The sequence below is a fragment of the Actinoplanes sp. CA-252034 genome (assembly GCF_050956125.1).
Taxonomy (GTDB): Bacteria; Actinomycetota; Actinomycetes; order Mycobacteriales; family Micromonosporaceae; genus Actinoplanes.
The window spans coordinates 8,632,360-8,646,588 of record NZ_CP191846.1 but is presented as its reverse complement, the minus strand read 5'-3'; the positions used below and the strand labels follow the sequence as shown (position 1 = coordinate 8,646,588).

Annotated in this window: 17 protein-coding genes; 13 read left to right on the top strand and 4 right to left on the bottom strand. The window is 70.0% G+C overall.

Translation table 11 applies throughout. The features are described 5' to 3' along the window. Positions 1 to 4 precede the first annotated feature (4 nt). The 5 genes from mltG (ACQPZW_RS39150) (at position 5) to ACQPZW_RS39130 (ending at position 5,188) form a co-directional block, all read left to right on the top strand. A complete protein-coding gene (gene mltG, locus ACQPZW_RS39150; protein WP_433791066.1) occupies positions 5 to 1,171 on the top strand; it encodes an endolytic transglycosylase MltG in 1,167 nt (388 codons plus the stop codon). A gap of 165 nt (positions 1,172 to 1,336) precedes the next feature. After that, positions 1,337 to 2,515 (top strand): endolytic transglycosylase MltG, encoded by a 1,179-nt coding sequence (gene mltG / locus ACQPZW_RS39145; protein ID WP_433791065.1) that lies wholly within the window; start codon positions 1,337 to 1,339, stop codon positions 2,513 to 2,515. Positions 2,516 to 2,546: 31 nt separating this feature from the next. Beyond that, positions 2,547 to 3,431 (top strand): shikimate dehydrogenase, encoded by an 885-nt coding sequence (locus ACQPZW_RS39140; protein WP_433791064.1) that lies wholly within the window; start codon positions 2,547 to 2,549, stop codon positions 3,429 to 3,431. Between the two features lie 78 nt (positions 3,432 to 3,509). Continuing rightward, a complete protein-coding gene (gene aroC, locus ACQPZW_RS39135; protein WP_433791063.1) occupies positions 3,510 to 4,688 on the top strand; it encodes a chorismate synthase in 1,179 nt (392 codons plus the stop codon). Beyond that, positions 4,688 to 5,188 (top strand): shikimate kinase, encoded by a 501-nt coding sequence (locus tag ACQPZW_RS39130; protein WP_433791062.1) that lies wholly within the window; start codon positions 4,688 to 4,690, stop codon positions 5,186 to 5,188. Before aroC ends, ACQPZW_RS39130 begins: the two co-directional genes overlap by 1 nt. Here ACQPZW_RS39130 and ACQPZW_RS39125 read toward each other — a convergent pair. The 3 genes from ACQPZW_RS39125 to ACQPZW_RS39115 all read right to left on the bottom strand — a co-directional run bounded on the left by ACQPZW_RS39125 (position 5,185) and on the right by ACQPZW_RS39115 (position 6,807). Continuing rightward, on the bottom strand, positions 5,185 to 5,964 hold the full coding sequence (locus tag ACQPZW_RS39125; protein ID WP_433791061.1) for a polysaccharide deacetylase family protein: 780 nt from the start codon (positions 5,962 to 5,964) through the stop codon (positions 5,185 to 5,187). The genes ACQPZW_RS39130 and ACQPZW_RS39125 overlap by 4 nt on opposite strands. A 109-nt stretch (positions 5,965 to 6,073) precedes the next feature. Continuing rightward, positions 6,074 to 6,241 carry a hypothetical protein gene (locus ACQPZW_RS39120; protein ID WP_433791059.1) on the bottom strand — a complete coding sequence of 56 codons (168 nt, stop codon included), beginning with the start codon at positions 6,239 to 6,241 and terminating at the stop codon, positions 6,074 to 6,076. An 83-nt stretch (positions 6,242 to 6,324) separates the two neighbouring features. Beyond that, positions 6,325 to 6,807 (bottom strand): hypothetical protein, encoded by a 483-nt coding sequence (locus tag ACQPZW_RS39115; RefSeq protein WP_433791057.1) that lies wholly within the window; start codon positions 6,805 to 6,807, stop codon positions 6,325 to 6,327. Positions 6,808 to 6,849: 42 nt separating this feature from the next. Between ACQPZW_RS39115 and aroB the strand changes: the two genes are divergently transcribed. From aroB to nusB, 4 genes are all read left to right on the top strand, one after another. Then, a complete protein-coding gene (gene aroB / locus ACQPZW_RS39110) occupies positions 6,850 to 7,950 on the top strand; it encodes a 3-dehydroquinate synthase (protein ID WP_433791056.1) in 1,101 nt (366 codons plus the stop codon). Further along, positions 7,947 to 8,366 carry a type II 3-dehydroquinate dehydratase gene (gene aroQ, locus ACQPZW_RS39105; protein WP_433791055.1) on the top strand — a complete coding sequence of 140 codons (420 nt, stop codon included), beginning with the start codon at positions 7,947 to 7,949 and terminating at the stop codon, positions 8,364 to 8,366. Before aroB ends, aroQ begins: the two co-directional genes overlap by 4 nt. A gap of 75 nt (positions 8,367 to 8,441) precedes the next feature. After that, positions 8,442 to 8,999, top strand: a complete 558-nt coding sequence (gene efp, locus ACQPZW_RS39100; protein WP_433791054.1) for an elongation factor P — start codon at positions 8,442 to 8,444, stop codon at positions 8,997 to 8,999. Continuing rightward, positions 8,999 to 9,433: a transcription antitermination factor NusB gene (gene nusB / locus ACQPZW_RS39095; protein WP_433791053.1), complete on the top strand. Its 435-nt coding sequence runs from the start codon at positions 8,999 to 9,001 to the stop codon at positions 9,431 to 9,433. The genes efp and nusB overlap by 1 nt, the downstream gene beginning before the upstream one ends. A gap of 188 nt (positions 9,434 to 9,621) precedes the next feature. Here nusB and bldD read toward each other — a convergent pair whose 3' ends face one another. After that, on the bottom strand, positions 9,622 to 10,110 hold the full coding sequence (bldD, locus tag ACQPZW_RS39090) for a transcriptional regulator BldD (RefSeq protein ID WP_014446326.1): 489 nt from the start codon (positions 10,108 to 10,110) through the stop codon (positions 9,622 to 9,624). Positions 10,111 to 10,388: 278 nt separating this feature from the next. Here bldD and pyrR point away from each other — a divergent pair, with 278 nt between their 5' ends. The 4 genes from pyrR to carA are packed head-to-tail and all read left to right on the top strand — an operon-like array spanning position 10,389 to position 14,228. After that, positions 10,389 to 10,949 (top strand): bifunctional pyr operon transcriptional regulator/uracil phosphoribosyltransferase PyrR, encoded by a 561-nt coding sequence (gene pyrR / locus ACQPZW_RS39085; RefSeq protein WP_433791052.1) that lies wholly within the window; start codon positions 10,389 to 10,391, stop codon positions 10,947 to 10,949. Further along, positions 10,946 to 11,866, top strand: a complete 921-nt coding sequence (locus ACQPZW_RS39080; protein WP_433791051.1) for an aspartate carbamoyltransferase catalytic subunit — start codon at positions 10,946 to 10,948, stop codon at positions 11,864 to 11,866. Before pyrR ends, ACQPZW_RS39080 begins: the two co-directional genes overlap by 4 nt. Further along, positions 11,863 to 13,125, top strand: a complete 1,263-nt coding sequence (locus ACQPZW_RS39075) for a dihydroorotase (RefSeq protein ID WP_433791050.1) — start codon at positions 11,863 to 11,865, stop codon at positions 13,123 to 13,125. The genes ACQPZW_RS39080 and ACQPZW_RS39075 overlap by 4 nt, the downstream gene beginning before the upstream one ends. Beyond that, positions 13,122 to 14,228: a glutamine-hydrolyzing carbamoyl-phosphate synthase small subunit gene (carA, locus tag ACQPZW_RS39070; protein ID WP_433791049.1), complete on the top strand. Its 1,107-nt coding sequence runs from the start codon at positions 13,122 to 13,124 to the stop codon at positions 14,226 to 14,228. Before ACQPZW_RS39075 ends, carA begins: the two co-directional genes overlap by 4 nt. Position 14,229: the final 1 nt, after the last annotated feature.

The following is a 14,229-nucleotide window of genomic DNA, read 5'->3' as shown; positions in this document are numbered from 1 at the left end:
CGAGATGGAACTCAGGTTCGAGAGCAACCCGGACCCCGGGCGGTGGCGTCACCGCCGTGATGAGGGCAAGGGCCGCTCCGTCATCGCGTTCGTGATGGTCCTGCTGCTGGTCGGCGCTCTCGGCGCCGGCGGGTGGTATGGCTACGACCGCTTCGCGGGCCGGTTCCTGGCCGCCGACTTCGACGGTCCCGGCACCGGCGAGGTGATCGTCGAGGTGAAGAAGAACGACAGCGCCTCCGCGATCGCCGAGACCCTGCACGGCGCGGGTGTGGTCAAGAGCACCCGGGCGTTCGTCAACGCGGCCAACGAGAACCCGGACAGCACCGGCATCCAGGTCGGGCAATACAAGATCCGCAAGGAGATGAAGGCCAGCGACGCCGTGCTGGCGCTGCTGGACCTGAAGAACAAGTACGTCGAGGGCGCCGTCACCATCCCCGAGGGGTGGACGAAGATGCAGGTCTTCACCGAGCTCGCGAAGGCCAGCGGACTCAAGTACGAGGACTTCGAGAAGGCCGCCTCGGACATCACCAAGCTGGGTGTCACGGCGGCCTGGCTCAAGCGGACCGACGGCAAGAAGGTCGACAAGTCCAACATCGAGGGCTTCCTCTACCCGGCGACCTACGAGCTGCCGAAGAACGCCACGGCCGAGGACATCCTGAAGCTGCTTGTCAAGAACTTCAACGCCGAGATGAAGAAGCTCGACTTCGAGGCCAAGGCCGCAAAGCTCAAGATCTCGCCGTACGAGGCGCTGGTCGCCGCCTCGATCACGCAGGTGGAGGCGCTGCTGAAGGTGGACATGGGACCGGTGGCGCGGGTGCTCTACAACCGGGCGTACTCCGGTGACTTCCCCTGCGGCTGCCTCCAGCTGGACAGCACGGTCAACTACTGGCTGCGGCTGAACGGCAAGCAGGGCAAGTCCTCCGAGAAGCTCACCATCGACGAGATGCACGGCGAGGACAACCCGTACCGGTACAACGCGCCGGGCATGTCGATCGGGCCGATCAGCAACCCCGGCGAGGTGGCCCTCACCGGCGCGATCGAGGCGCCTAAGAGCGATTACTTCTTCTTCGTGACGATCGACGCGAAGGGCACCATGGCGTACGGCAAGACATTCGACGAGCACAACGCCAACATTCAGATCGCGTGCAGGAACGGTATCCCGATCTGCTGACCCTCTGACGGGTGCTGTGGCCGGCCGGGGTTGCTCCAGTCGGCCACGTCGCGTTAGGCAGGAACGCAGGGGTGGGCGCGAAGGCATCGATGTGGGTATGGTGCGCGTCAGTGCTGGTCGTGTTCTGACCGGAGTCGGCCGGACGGGCAGCGGAGGCAGACGGAGATGATCGACGAACTGGATGTGGCGTTTGAAGAGGACGCCGAGTCGAGTGGGGCACGGCGCGGCAGCGCCAAGAAAGGGCGGGGTCGGTCGGCCATTGCGCTGGTCATGACCCTGTTGCTCTTCGCGGTCCTGGGTGGTGGCGTCTACTTCGGCTACACCAAGGTCGCGAGCTTCTTCGTCGCCGCCGACTACGAGGGCTCCGGGTCCACGCCGGTCGAGGTGACGATCCGGAAGAACCTGTCGCTCACCGAGATCGGCAACGAGCTGGTCGAAGCCGATGTGGTGAAGAGCACGAAGGCGTTCACCGAGGCCGCCGACGCCGAGCCGAAGAGCAAGAACATCCAGGCCGGCACCTATGTGCTGCGCAAGCAGATGGCGGCGAAGCAGGCGCTCGCCCAGCTGCTGGACCCGAACACGCGGCTCAGCAAGGGCGTGACGGTTCCCGAGGGCAAGACCACCAAGCAGACCTTCGAGCTGCTCGCGAAGGGCACCGGCATCCCGGTCAAGGACTTCGAGGATGCGGCGAAGGACCCGGTGGCGCTCGGCGTGCCGGACTGGTGGTTCAACCGGGGCGACGGCAAGCCGTCGGCCAAGAGCATCGAGGGCTTCCTCTTCCCGGACACCTACGAGTTCGACACGAAGGTGACCGCCCAGCAGGCGCTGCGGACCATGGTGGAGCACTTCCTCACCGTCACCGGCGACATGAGCTTCGCCGACGAGGTGCAGAAGAACCGGAAGGTGTCGCCGTACGAGGCGCTGATCGTGGCGTCGCTGGCCCAGGCCGAGGCCGGCATCGCCGCGGATCTGCCGAAGGTGGCCCGGGTCGCCTACAACCGGGCGTACGTCAAGGACATGCCCCTGCAGTTCGACGTCACCACGAACTACTGGCTCCAGCTCAACGGCAAGGACCCCAAGCACTCGGGCCAGCTCCTGCAGAAGGAGATGGACGACCCGAAGAACCCGTACAACACCGAGATCGTCAAGGGCCTGCCGATCGGGCCGATCAACAACCCCGGCAAGGCGGCGCTGATCGGCTCGCTGAAGCCGACGAACGGGCCGTGGCTGTTCTTCGTGGCGGTCGACAAGAGCGGCCGGTCCGCGTTCGCCGTCACCGACGCCGAGCACCAGAAGAACGTGCAGAAGGCCTGCGCCAACGGCATCAACCTCTGCGGGAAGTGAGCCTGTTCCCCGGCCCCGTAAAGTGGGCCGGGTGCAGAGCCAAGACGAGACCCCGGCCGGTGGCCGGAAGGCCGCCGTGTGCGGTAAGCCGATCGCACACTCGCTCTCCCCGGTGATCCACAATGCCGGGTTCGCCGCCGCCGGGCTGACCGGCTGGACGTATGAGGCGATCGAATGCGCCGAGTCCGAGCTGCCGGACCTGGTGGCCGGGCTGGGCCCGGAGTGGGCCGGTCTGTCGCTGACCATGCCGCTCAAGGAGGCCGCTCTGCGGCTGGCCACCTCGGCGTCCCCGGTCGCCATCGCGGCCGGTGTGGCCAACACGCTGGTGCGGCAGCCGGACGGCTCCTGGCACGCCGACAACACCGACGTCCCCGGCATGGTGCACGTGCTGCGGGAGGCGGGTCTCGGCCTGAGCCGCGGCCGGCACGCGGTCAAGGAGGCGCCGCCGCGGATCACCGTGCTCGGCGGCGGCGGCACCGCCCGGGCCGCGCTCGCCGCCGCGGCCGAGCTGGGCGCCGAGACGGTCACCGTGGTCACCCGCCGGCCCGGGGCCCATGACGAGCTGGCACCGGTGGCGGTGGCTCTCGGCCTGACCGTCGACGGTGTCGACTGGGCCGGCGCCGCGGGGGCCTTCGACGCCGACGCGGTGCTGTCCACCGTTCCCAAGGGCGCCGCCGACGAGCTGGCCGAGCGGGTCACCTGGCGCCCCGGCAGTGTGTATTTCGACGCCCTCTACGACCCGTGGCCCACGCCGCTCGCCGCCTCCGCGACCAAGCACGACATTCCGGTGGTCTCCGGGCTGGACCTGTTGCTGGCGCAGGCGCTCAGTCAGTTCGAGCAGTTCACCGGGGTGGCGGAGGCGCCGCAGGAGGCGATGCGCAGGGCGCTCGGCGAGGCGGTCGCGGCCCGGGGGTGACAGCCGGCCGGGTGTCCGTAGGGCGGGATGCGGACGGCCACGTGCCGGCACGGACCGGCGCCGTGCCAGACTGTTGCCGTGTTGCGCTGGCTGACTGCAGGTGAATCGCATGGACCGGCGCTCGTCGCGCTGCTCGAGGGTGTCCCCGCCGGGATCGAGGTGACGAGCGCTGACATCACCCGTGATCTGGTGCGCCGCCGCCTGGGTTACGGCCGCGGCGCCCGGATGAAGTTCGAGCAGGACGAGCTGGAGCTCATCGGCGGCATCCGGCACGGGGTGACGCAGGGCTCGCCGGTCGCGATCCGGATCGGCAACACCGAGTGGCCCAAGTGGGAGACGGTCATGGCGGCCGACCCGGTGGACCCGGAGGTGCTGGCGTCGCAGTCGCGTAACGCGGCGTTGACCCGGCCGCGCCCCGGCCACGCCGACCTGGCCGGCATGCAGAAATACGGGCACACCGACGCCCGCCCGATCCTGGAGCGCGCCAGCGCCCGGGAGACCGCGGCCCGTGTCGCCGTCGGCGTGGTCGCCAAGCAGCTGATCAAGCAGGCGCTCGGCATCGACATCGTCTCGCACGTCATCGAGCTGGGCTCGGTCGCCGCCAAGCCGGGTGTGATCCCGACGCCGGACGACTTCGACCGCATCGATGAGGACCCGTTGCGCTGCCTCGACCCGGAGGCCAGCGCCCGCATGGTGGCCGAGGTCGACGCGGCCAAGCAGGACGCGGACACGCTCGGCGGCATCGTCGAGGTGCTGGCCTACAACGTGCCGCCGGGTCTCGGCTCGCACGTCCAGTGGGACCGCAAGCTCGACGCCCGTCTGGCCACGGCGCTCATGTCGATCCAGTCCGTCAAGGGTGTGGAGATCGGCGACGGGTTCACCCAGGCCCGCTCGCGCGGCTCGGTCGCCCACGACGAGATCGTGCCGACGCCCGACGGTGTGAAGCGGGTGACCGACCGGGCCGGTGGCCTGGAGGGTGGCATCACCAACGGCGAGCCGCTGCGCGTGCGTGCCGCGCTCAAGCCCATCTCGTCGCTCAACCGGGCGCTGCAGACCGTCGACGTGGTCACTGGCGAGGCGGCCACCGCGATCAACCAGCGGTCCGACGTCTGCGCGGTCCCGGCCGGCGCGGTCGTCGCCGAGGCGATGGTCGCCCTGGTCCTGGCCGAGGCGGCGACGGAGAAGTTCGGCGGTGACTCGGTCGCGGAGATCCGGCGCAACCTGCAGTCGTACCTCGACAATCTGATCATCCACTGATGGCGCCGGTCGCGGTCCTGGTCGGTGTGATGGGCGCCGGCAAGACCACCGTCGGCCGGGCGGTCGCGGCCGAGCTGGGCGTGCCTTTCGGCGACACCGACTCGATCATCGAGGAGCGGGCCGGCAAGCCGATCCCGGAGATCTTCGTCGACGACGGCGAGGCCGCGTTCCGCGCCCTCGAGCGCGAGGTCGTGGCCGAGTCCCTGGAGACCTTCGGCGGCGTCCTCGCCCTGGGCGGCGGCGCGATCCTCGACGAGGGTACGCGGAAGATCCTCACCGACCACACGGTCGTCTACCTGTCCGTGGAGCTGGCCGACGCGATCAAGCGGGTCGGTCTGGGCGCGGGCCGTCCCCTGCTGGCGATCAACCCGCGGGCCACCCTGAAATACCTGCTCGACCAGCGGCGTCCGCTCTACCTGTCGGTGGCCGCCCACACCGTCACCACCGACGGCCGTGCCGAGCAGGACGTGGCCGCCGAGGTCGTCGCCCTGCTGCGCTAGGCGGCCGGGGTCGTCTTGTTCTCCAGGGCGAGCAGCTCGGAGACGGTCACGAAGCGGAAGCCGCGCGCCTTCAGTCCGGCGAACATGGCGGGGAGACCGCGCAGCGACACCAGCCGGTGCTGCTTGCCGGTGTCGTGGGCCAGGACGATCGACCCCGGGCGTACGTTGTCGACGATGTCGCGCACCTGCCCGTCCGGGTCCTTCTCGAAGTACAGCTCGCGCATCAGGTGCGACCAGAGCACGATGTCGTAGCCCATGCAGTCGGCGGCCAGCACGGTCGAGCCGCCGAGGTGCCCGTAGGGCGGGCGCATCAGCGTCGGCGTCCGCCCGAACACCTTCTGGATCATCTCGTGGGTGCGGGACAGCTCGCTCGTCACACCGGCCCGGTCCAGGGTGGCGAGGTCGTCGTGCGACCACGAGTGGTTGCCGATCTCGTGCCGGCCCATCCGGTCCCGGACCAGATCGGCGTTGGCCTCCAGGTTGCGCCCGACCATGAAGAACGTCGCCGGGACCGCGGCCGCGTCGAGGGCGTCGAGCACCATCGGTGTCCAGTCCGGCGCCGGCCCGTCGTCGAAGGTGAACGCCACCACCGGCTCGGTCGTCTGCACGTAGTAGCGCACCGACAGCCCGGGGTTCTGCAGGTCGGCGGGCGCGTCGGCGGCCGCCGCGTACCCACCGCTGAGCGGGGGCCGGTCCCAGCCGAACAGCCGGGGCAGACCGACCGCCCCGGCGGCGCCGACGGCCACCCCGCCGGTGGCCAGGAGTGCACGCCGCATGACCGTACGTCGATTGATACCCATTGTCATGTTCCCCCGTTGCGGTCAGCGAGAGTATCGGAAGACCGCAACGGGAAGTTCAGCGGTTCGAGTGATCTCGTTCCGCCGGTCAGGGGACGGGCGGCGAACCGGCGTCCGGCAGCCGGGTCTCCAGGGCTTCGATGCGGCGCACGAGGGGGGCCAGCTCGGCGCGGACGGCGTTCAGCAGAGCGGGGGGAGTCGCCTGGTCGGAGGTGGTGGCGCGGAGGTGGTCGTAGCCGGCGAGCGCGGCGGCCACCGTCCGGCGGGCGGCCTTGCCGTCGACGGCCCGGGAGCGCAGCAGGTCACCGGCGGCGCCGTCGGGCTCGGCGGCCAGGCCGATCAGTAGATGCTCGCAGCCGACGTAGTTGTGTCCGAAACCGATCGCCTCGCCGACGCTGAGCTCGAGGGCGACGGCGGCCGGGGCGCTGAACCGCAGCGCGCCGGGGGTCGCCGGCCGCTCGGGGTGCCGGGGGCGGTCAGCGAGCCGGGGGCGACGTCCATCGCGGTGAGGATCTGCAGTGCCAGGTTCTGTCCCTCGGCGAGCAGGCCGTGCAGCAGGTCACCGGTGGTGACCGAGGCGGCGCCGGCCTCCCGGGCGCGGGCGGCGGCCAGGTTGAGGACGGTGACCAGGCGGGCGGTGAAGCTGGGCAGGCGCTCGGCGACCCAGGCCGGGTCGATGTCGGTCAGGACGGCCTGCCGGATGGTGGTGATGCGGCGGACCGCGTGCTCCAGGGCGCGCTGGCAGATCGGGGAGACGGGCAGGCCGGTCTCGCGAACCGCGTCGGCGAGGTCGTCGGGGAGGTAGACGTTGATTTTCGGCATGCATCATGTGTAACCCGCTTGGGGTCATCTGTATATAACCCCATGGAGGCCCGCGGGCGTACGAATAGGGTGGAGACCGTGGTGACGCGGATTCCGGTGGCGGGCGACCGTCCATATGACGTGGTCGTGGGCCGAGGGCTGGCGGACGAGCTGCCCCCGATGATCGAGGGCGCGGCCCGGGTGGCGGTGCTGCACCCGCCGACCCTTCGCGAGCGCGCCGAGGCCGTCGCGAAGTCGGCCGGGGGCGCGACGGTGGTGCCGATCGAGGTGCCCGACGCCGAGCGGGGCAAGTCGATCGAGGTCGCCGCCCGGTGCTGGGACGAGCTGGGGGCCGCGGGCTTCACCCGTACCGACGTGGTGGTGGGTGTCGGGGGTGGCGCGACCACCGACCTCGCCGGCTATGTCGCGGCGGCCTGGCTCCGCGGGGTCCGCTGGGTGCCGGTCTCCACCTCGGTGGCCGGCATGGTCGACGCCGCCGTCGGCGGCAAGACCGCGGTCAACATCGCCGCCGGCAAGAACCTGGTCGGCGCGTTCCATCCGCCCGCCGGGGTGATCTGCGACCTGGACGCGCTGGACACGCTGCCCGCCGAGGACATCGCGGCCGGCCTGGCCGAGGTGGTCAAGGGCGGCTTCATCGCCGACCCGAGGATCCTCGAGCTGGTCGAGGCCGATCCCGCCGCCGCTCTCGACCCGCGCAGCGACGTGCTGCGCGAGCTGGTCGAGCGCAAGATCCGGGTGAAGGCCGGCGTGGTCGGGGTGGACCTCAAGGAGTCCGGGCTGCGGGAGATCCTCAACTACGGGCACACGCTGGGTCACGCGATCGAGCGACGGGAGAAATACTCCTGGAAGCACGGGCACGCCATCGCGGTGGGCCTGATCTTCGCGGCCGAGCTGGGCCGGCTCACCGGGCGGCTGGACGATGCCACCGCCGACCGGCACCGGACGATCCTGGAGTCGCTGGGGCTACCCACGGCGTACGCCGAAGAGGCCTGGAGCGACCTGCTGCCCGCCATGCGCGTTGACAAGAAGGCGCGGGCGGCCACCCTGCGGTTCGTGGTCCTGGACGGCCTGGCGAAGCCGGGCATCCTGGCCGGGCCGGCCGAGGACCTGCTGCGCCGGGCGTATGCGGCGGTGGCCCGATGATCTACGTGCTGAACGGGCCGAACCTGGGCCGGCTGGGCCTGCGTGAGCCCGGCGTCTACGGGTCGTCGACCTACCAGGACCTGGTCGAGATGTGCCAGGCCGTCGCCGACGACCTGGGCGTGACCGTCGAGGTGAAGCAGACGAACGCCGAGCACGAGATGCTGGAGTGGCTGTACAAGGCGGCCGACGAGGGCGCCGACGTGGTGCTCAATCCGGGCGCCTGGACGCACTACAACTACGCCGTGCGCGACGCCTGCGCGATGCTGCGCGGCAAGCTGGTCGAGGTGCACATCTCCAACGTCCACGCCCGGGAGGAGTTCCGGCACCACTCGGTCGTCTCGGCTGTCGCTACGGGCGTGATCGCGGGACTGGGTTTCGACGGATATCGCCTGGCCCTGGAGCACATCGCCCGGTAGGCCCGATTCGCTCCGGCCAGCTTCCCGCCGGTAAGGTGGTTCGGTCACCGATACGTATCAAGATCAAGGCAGGACATGGCTTCCACCAACGACCTGAAGAACGGCCTTGTGCTCAACCTCGACAAGGAGCTGTGGAGCGTCGTCGAGTTCCAGCACGTCAAGCCGGGTAAGGGTCCGGCCTTCGTGCGGACCACGCTGAAGCACGTGCTGTCCGGCAAGGTGGTGGACAAGACCTTCAACGCCGGCACCAAGGTCGAGACCGCGACCGTGGACAAGCGCACCATGCAGTACCTGTACAAGGACGGTGAGGACTTCGTCTTCATGGACCTGGACACGTACGACCAGATTCCCGTCACCGGCACCACGGTCGGTGACAACGCCAACTACCTGTTGGCCGAGGCTGAGGTCACCGTCGCGTTGCACGAGGGCGTGCCGCTCTACATCGAGCTGCCGACCAGCGTGTTCCTCGAGGTCACCTACACCGAGCCGGGCCTGCAGGGCGACCGCTCGACCGGCGGCACCAAGCCCGCCACGGTCGAGACCGGCGCGACCGTCAACGTTCCGCTCTTCATCACCACCGGTGAGAAGATCAAGGTCGACACCCGCGACGGCCGCTACCTCGGCCGCAGCTGATGGCCGAAGGTCCCAAGAAGGAACGGCTCGCGCGTCGCAAGGCCCGCAAGCGGGCGCTGGACGTCCTCTTCGAGGCTGACCTGCGTAATCTGCCGCCGGGCCAGGTGCTCCTGACGTACCTGGACCGGATCGCGAAGCCACACCCGGAGCACCTCGAGTACTCGAAGACGCTCATCGAGGGTGTGGCCAAGCATCTCGACCGGATCGACGAGCTGATCGCCAGTTACGCCGAGGGTTGGACGATCGACCGGATGCCCGCGGTCGACCGCAACCTGGCCCGGATCGCGGTCTACGAGCTGCTCTTCGAGCCGGACGTGGACGATCCGGTGGCGATCACCGAGGCGGTCGAGCTGGCCAGGGAGATGTCGACCGACGACAGCCCCCGTTTCCTGAACGGGTTGCTGGACCGGATCGCGGCCTTCGCCACCCGCTGAACCACCCGGCTCGCGCGCCACGGAACGGCTCGGATCCTCGGATGCGGGCCGTTTCTTCATGCCCGGGGGTACGGGCAGGGTGACGATCCGGTTCAAGAATGGCGAAAGCCCGCGTCGGGGGGACGCGGGCTTTACGGGGGGCGCTACAGGGTGTTGCTGATTTTGTTCAGTTACGCCGGCTCAACGGTTCAGCTGGCGAAGAACGCGCGCGGGTCGGCCACCAGGACACCCTGCTCGGTCAGGCGCTCGATGAGGCCGGACGGCGAGATGTCGTAGACGATGGCGAGCGCGCGCAGGTCGTCGGCTCGGATGGACAGCACGCGACCGTTGTAGTCGCCACGCTGCTGCTGGATAGCCCGGGCGTACCGCGCCACGTAGGCGAGGTCCTCACCCGTGGTGTCGTACAGCTTCTCCAGGTCGAGGACGATCTTGTTGGTGGCCTCGAGCCGGATACCACTGCCGTCGGGCAGCAGTTCGGAGACGGGCACACGGTAGAAGTCGGCCAGTTCGGCCAGACGTGACACGGTGACGGCTCGGTCGCCCCGCTCGTAGGAGCCGACCACGACCGCTTTCCAGCGGCCGTTGGACTTCTCTTCGACACCCTGCAGGGACAGGCCCTGCTGCTGACGGATGGAGCGCAGGCGGGCGCCCAGCGACTTCGCGTACTCAGACGGCATACGGACACTCCCGGTACTGTGCTGGCCCGGAGGGTTCTTTCCTCACGGATCGCTACGCTGCGTGACGGTACGGAGTTTGCGACCGCCGGTCAAGTGTTGGTTACCGATGAGTCGCGCGGGCCGCACCAAAGTTACCGGCTGTATCCCTAGTCGGTGTGATTTGTCCGTTCTGTTCCAGTCAGGCACGTCACCATGGTCAACGCCGCGTCCACTGGTAACGTAGCGTCGACTGACATCCTTTAACGACCCGTCCCGTGAGGCGGGGAAGGAGGTCCGCCGTGGCACAACCACGCGCAGACACACCCAGCAAGATCATTCTGGCGGAGTCCGACCTGCACCGGGTCGTCGACCGGATCGCCCATCAGATTCTCGAGAAGACCTCCGGCGCCACCGGGACCGTGCTGCTCGGCATCCCGACCCGGGGCGTCCCGCTCGCCCACCGCCTCGCCGCCCGGATTCACGCCTTCGAGGGTGTCGACGTCCCGGTCGGCTCGCTGGACATCACGCTCTACCGCGACGATCTGCGCCTCAAGGCCACCCGCGCGCTCGGCCGCACCGAGCTGCCGCCCGGTGGGATCGACGGCCTGCGGGTCATCCTCGTCGACGACGTGCTCTTCTCCGGCCGGTCGGTGCGCGCCGCCCTCGACGCGCTCAACGACATCGGCCGGCCCAGCTCGGTGCAACTCGCGGTGCTGGTCGACCGTGGTCACCGGCAGTTGCCGATCCGCGCCGACTACGTGGGCAAGAACATTCCGACCGCGCTCAGCGAGAGCGTCAAGGTGACCCTCACCGAGACCGACGGCGCCGACGAGGTCAAGCTGCTCGGAGGCCTGTCGTGATCAAGCACCTGCGCTCCGCGGCCGACCTGGACGCCGCCACCGCCACGCTGATCCTGGACACCGCGGCCGAGATGGCCGCGCTCTCCGGCCGCGAGGTGAAGAAGCTGCCCGCGCTGCGCGGCCGCACCGTGGTCAACCTCTTCTACGAAGACTCCACCCGCACCCGGATCTCCTTCGAGGCGGCCGCCAAGCGGCTCTCCGCGGACGTCATCAACTTCTCCGCCAAGGGCTCCAGCGTGTCGAAGGGCGAGAGCCTCAAGGACACCGCGCTCACCCTGCAGGCGATGGGCGCCGACGCCGTGGTGATCCGCCACTCGGCCAGTGGCGCCCCGCACCGGCTGGCCAACTGGGTGGACGGGTCGGTGGTCAACGCCGGCGACGGCACCCACGAGCACCCGACCCAGGCGCTGCTCGACGCGTACACCATGAGGTCCCGCCTCGGTCGTCTCGACGGGCTGAAGGTCGCGATCGTCGGCGACGTGCTGCACAGCCGGGTCGCCCGGTCCAACGTGCTGCTGCTCACCACGCTCGGCGCGCAGGTCACCGTGGTCGGGCCGCCGACCCTGATCCCGATCGACGTGGCCGCGGCGCTGGCCGAGAAGACCCAGGTCTCCTACGACCTGGACTCGGTGCTGCCGGACAGCGACGTCGTCATGATGCTGCGGGTGCAGACCGAGCGGATGCAGGACTCGTACTTTCCCTCGGCGCGCGAGTACAGCCGCCGCTACGGGCTCGACGTGGCCCGGATGAAGAAACTGCCGGAGCACGCGATCGTGATGCACCCCGGCCCGATGAACCGCGGGATGGAGATCGCGCCCGAGGTGGCCGACTCACCCCGCTCCACGATCGTCGAACAGGTCGCCAACGGCGTCAGTGTCCGGATGGCCGTCCTCTACCTGCTGCTGGGAGGCAAGTGATGGCGTACCTGCTCAAGGGCGTCTCGATCCTCGGTGCCGAACCGACCGATCTCTACATCAACGACGGCGTGATCTCGGCTCCGGTCGAGAACGCCGAGGTGATCGACGCGGCCGGGCTGGTCGCACTGCCCGGCCTCGTCGACGTGCACACCCACCTGCGCGAGCCCGGCCGGGAGGACGCCGAGACCGTCGAGACCGGCTCCCGGGCCGCGGCCCTGGGCGGCTACACCGCGGTCTGCGCGATGGCCAACACCTCGCCGGTCGCCGACACCGCCGGCGTGGTCGAGCAGGTCTGGCGCCTGGGCCGTGAGGCCGGGCTGGTCGACGTGCAGCCGATCGGCGCGGTCACGGTCGGCCTGGCCGGCAAGCAGATGGCCGAGCTGGGCGCGATGGCCACCTCGGCGGCGAACGTGCGGATCTTCTCCGACGACGGGTTCTGCGTCGCCGACCCCAAGCTGATGCGCCGCGCCCTGGAGTACGTGAAGGCGTTCGACGGCGTCATCGCCCAGCACGCCGAGGAGCACCGCCTCACCGAGGGCGCGCAGATGCACGAGGGCGAGGTCAGCACCCGGCTCGGGCTGACCGGCTGGCCCGCGGTCGCCGAGGAGGCGATCATCGCCCGCGACGTGCTGCTGGCCGAGCACGTCGGTAGCCGCCTGCACGTCTGCCACGTCTCCACGGCCGGCTCGGTCGAGGTGCTGCGCCAGGCCAAGGCCCGCGGCGTCCGCGTGACGGCCGAGGTCACCCCGCACCACCTACTGCTCACCGACGAGCTCGCGGCCGGTTACGACCCGGTCTTCAAGGTCAACCCCCCGTTGCGTACGCGCAAGGACGTCGACGCCCTGCGCCAGGCGCTGCTGGACGGGGTGATCGACGTGGTGGCCACCGACCACGCCCCGCACGCCGTGCAGGACAAGGAATGCGAGTGGTCGCACGCGCGTCCCGGCATGCTCGGCCTGGAGACGGCGCTGCCGATCGTGCTGAGCATCTACGGCCCGCAGTGGGACCTGATCGCCGACCGGATGTCGCAGGCCCCGGCCCGGATCGCCGGTCTGGCCGGGCACGGCGGTGACCTCACCGTCGGCTCCCCGGCCAACCTGACGCTGGTGGACCCGTCCGCGCGCCGGGTCGTCGACCCGTCGGAGCTGGCGAGCCGCAGCCGCAACACGCCGTACGCGGGCATGACCCTGCCCGGTCGCATCGTGGCGACCTTCCTGCGGGGCGAGGCGACGGTACTGGACGGGAAGGCAGTCAAATGAGCAAGGCGATCCTCGTGCTCGAGGACGGGCGCACGTTCCACGGCAGCGCGTACGGCGCGGTGGGTGAGACGTTCGGCGAGGCGGTGTTCACCACCGGCATGACCGGCTACCAGGAGACGCTGACCGACCCGTCGTTCCACAAGCAGGTCGTGGTGCAGACCGCCCCGCAGATCGGCAACACCGGCGTCAACGACGAGGACGACGAGTCGGACCGCATCTGGGTGGCCGGCTACGTGGTCCGCGACCCGGCCCGCCGCCCGTCCAACTGGCGCTCCACCGGCGATCTCGGCGACCGGCTCAAGGCCGAGGGTGTCGTCGGCATCAGCGGCGTCGACACCCGCGCCCTCACCCGCCACCTGCGCGAGCGCGGCGCCATGCGGGTCGGCATCTCGTCGGTCGACCTCGACCCGCGGGCGCTGCAGCAGCGTGTCCTGGCCCAGCCGCAGATGCTCGGCGCCGACCTGTCCGCCCAGGTCAGCACGCCGGAGCGCTACACCGTCCAGGCCGAGGGCGAGCACCGCTACACGGTCGCCGCGCTGGACCTGGGCATCAAGCGCAACGTCTCCCGCCGGCTGGCCGCGCGCGGCGTCACCACGCACGTCTTCCCGGCCTCCTCGTCGATCGAGGACCTGCTCGCGGTCGGCCCGGACGCGGTGTTCTTCTCACCCGGCCCGGGCGACCCGGCCACCGCCGACGGCCCGGTCGCGCTCGCGCAGGAGGTGATGCGCCGGCAGGTGCCGCTCTTCGGCATCTGCTTCGGCAGCCAGATCCTCGGCCGCGCGCTCGGCTTCGGGACCTACAAGCTGGGGTACGGCCACCGCGGCATCAACCAGCCGGTGCTCGACAGGACCACCGGCAAGGTCGAGGTGACCAGCCACAACCACGGTTTCGCCGTGGACGCCCCGATCGGCGAGCGGATCGACACCGAGTTCGGTGGTGTCGAGGTCTCGCACGTCTGCCTGAACGACAACGTGGTCGAGGGCCTGCGGGGCCTGGAGGTCCCGGCTTTCACCGTCCAGTACCACCCCGAGGCCGCCGCCGGCCCGCACGACGCGGACTACCTGTTCGACCGCTTCGTCGACCTTGTGGAAAAGAAGGGCTGAG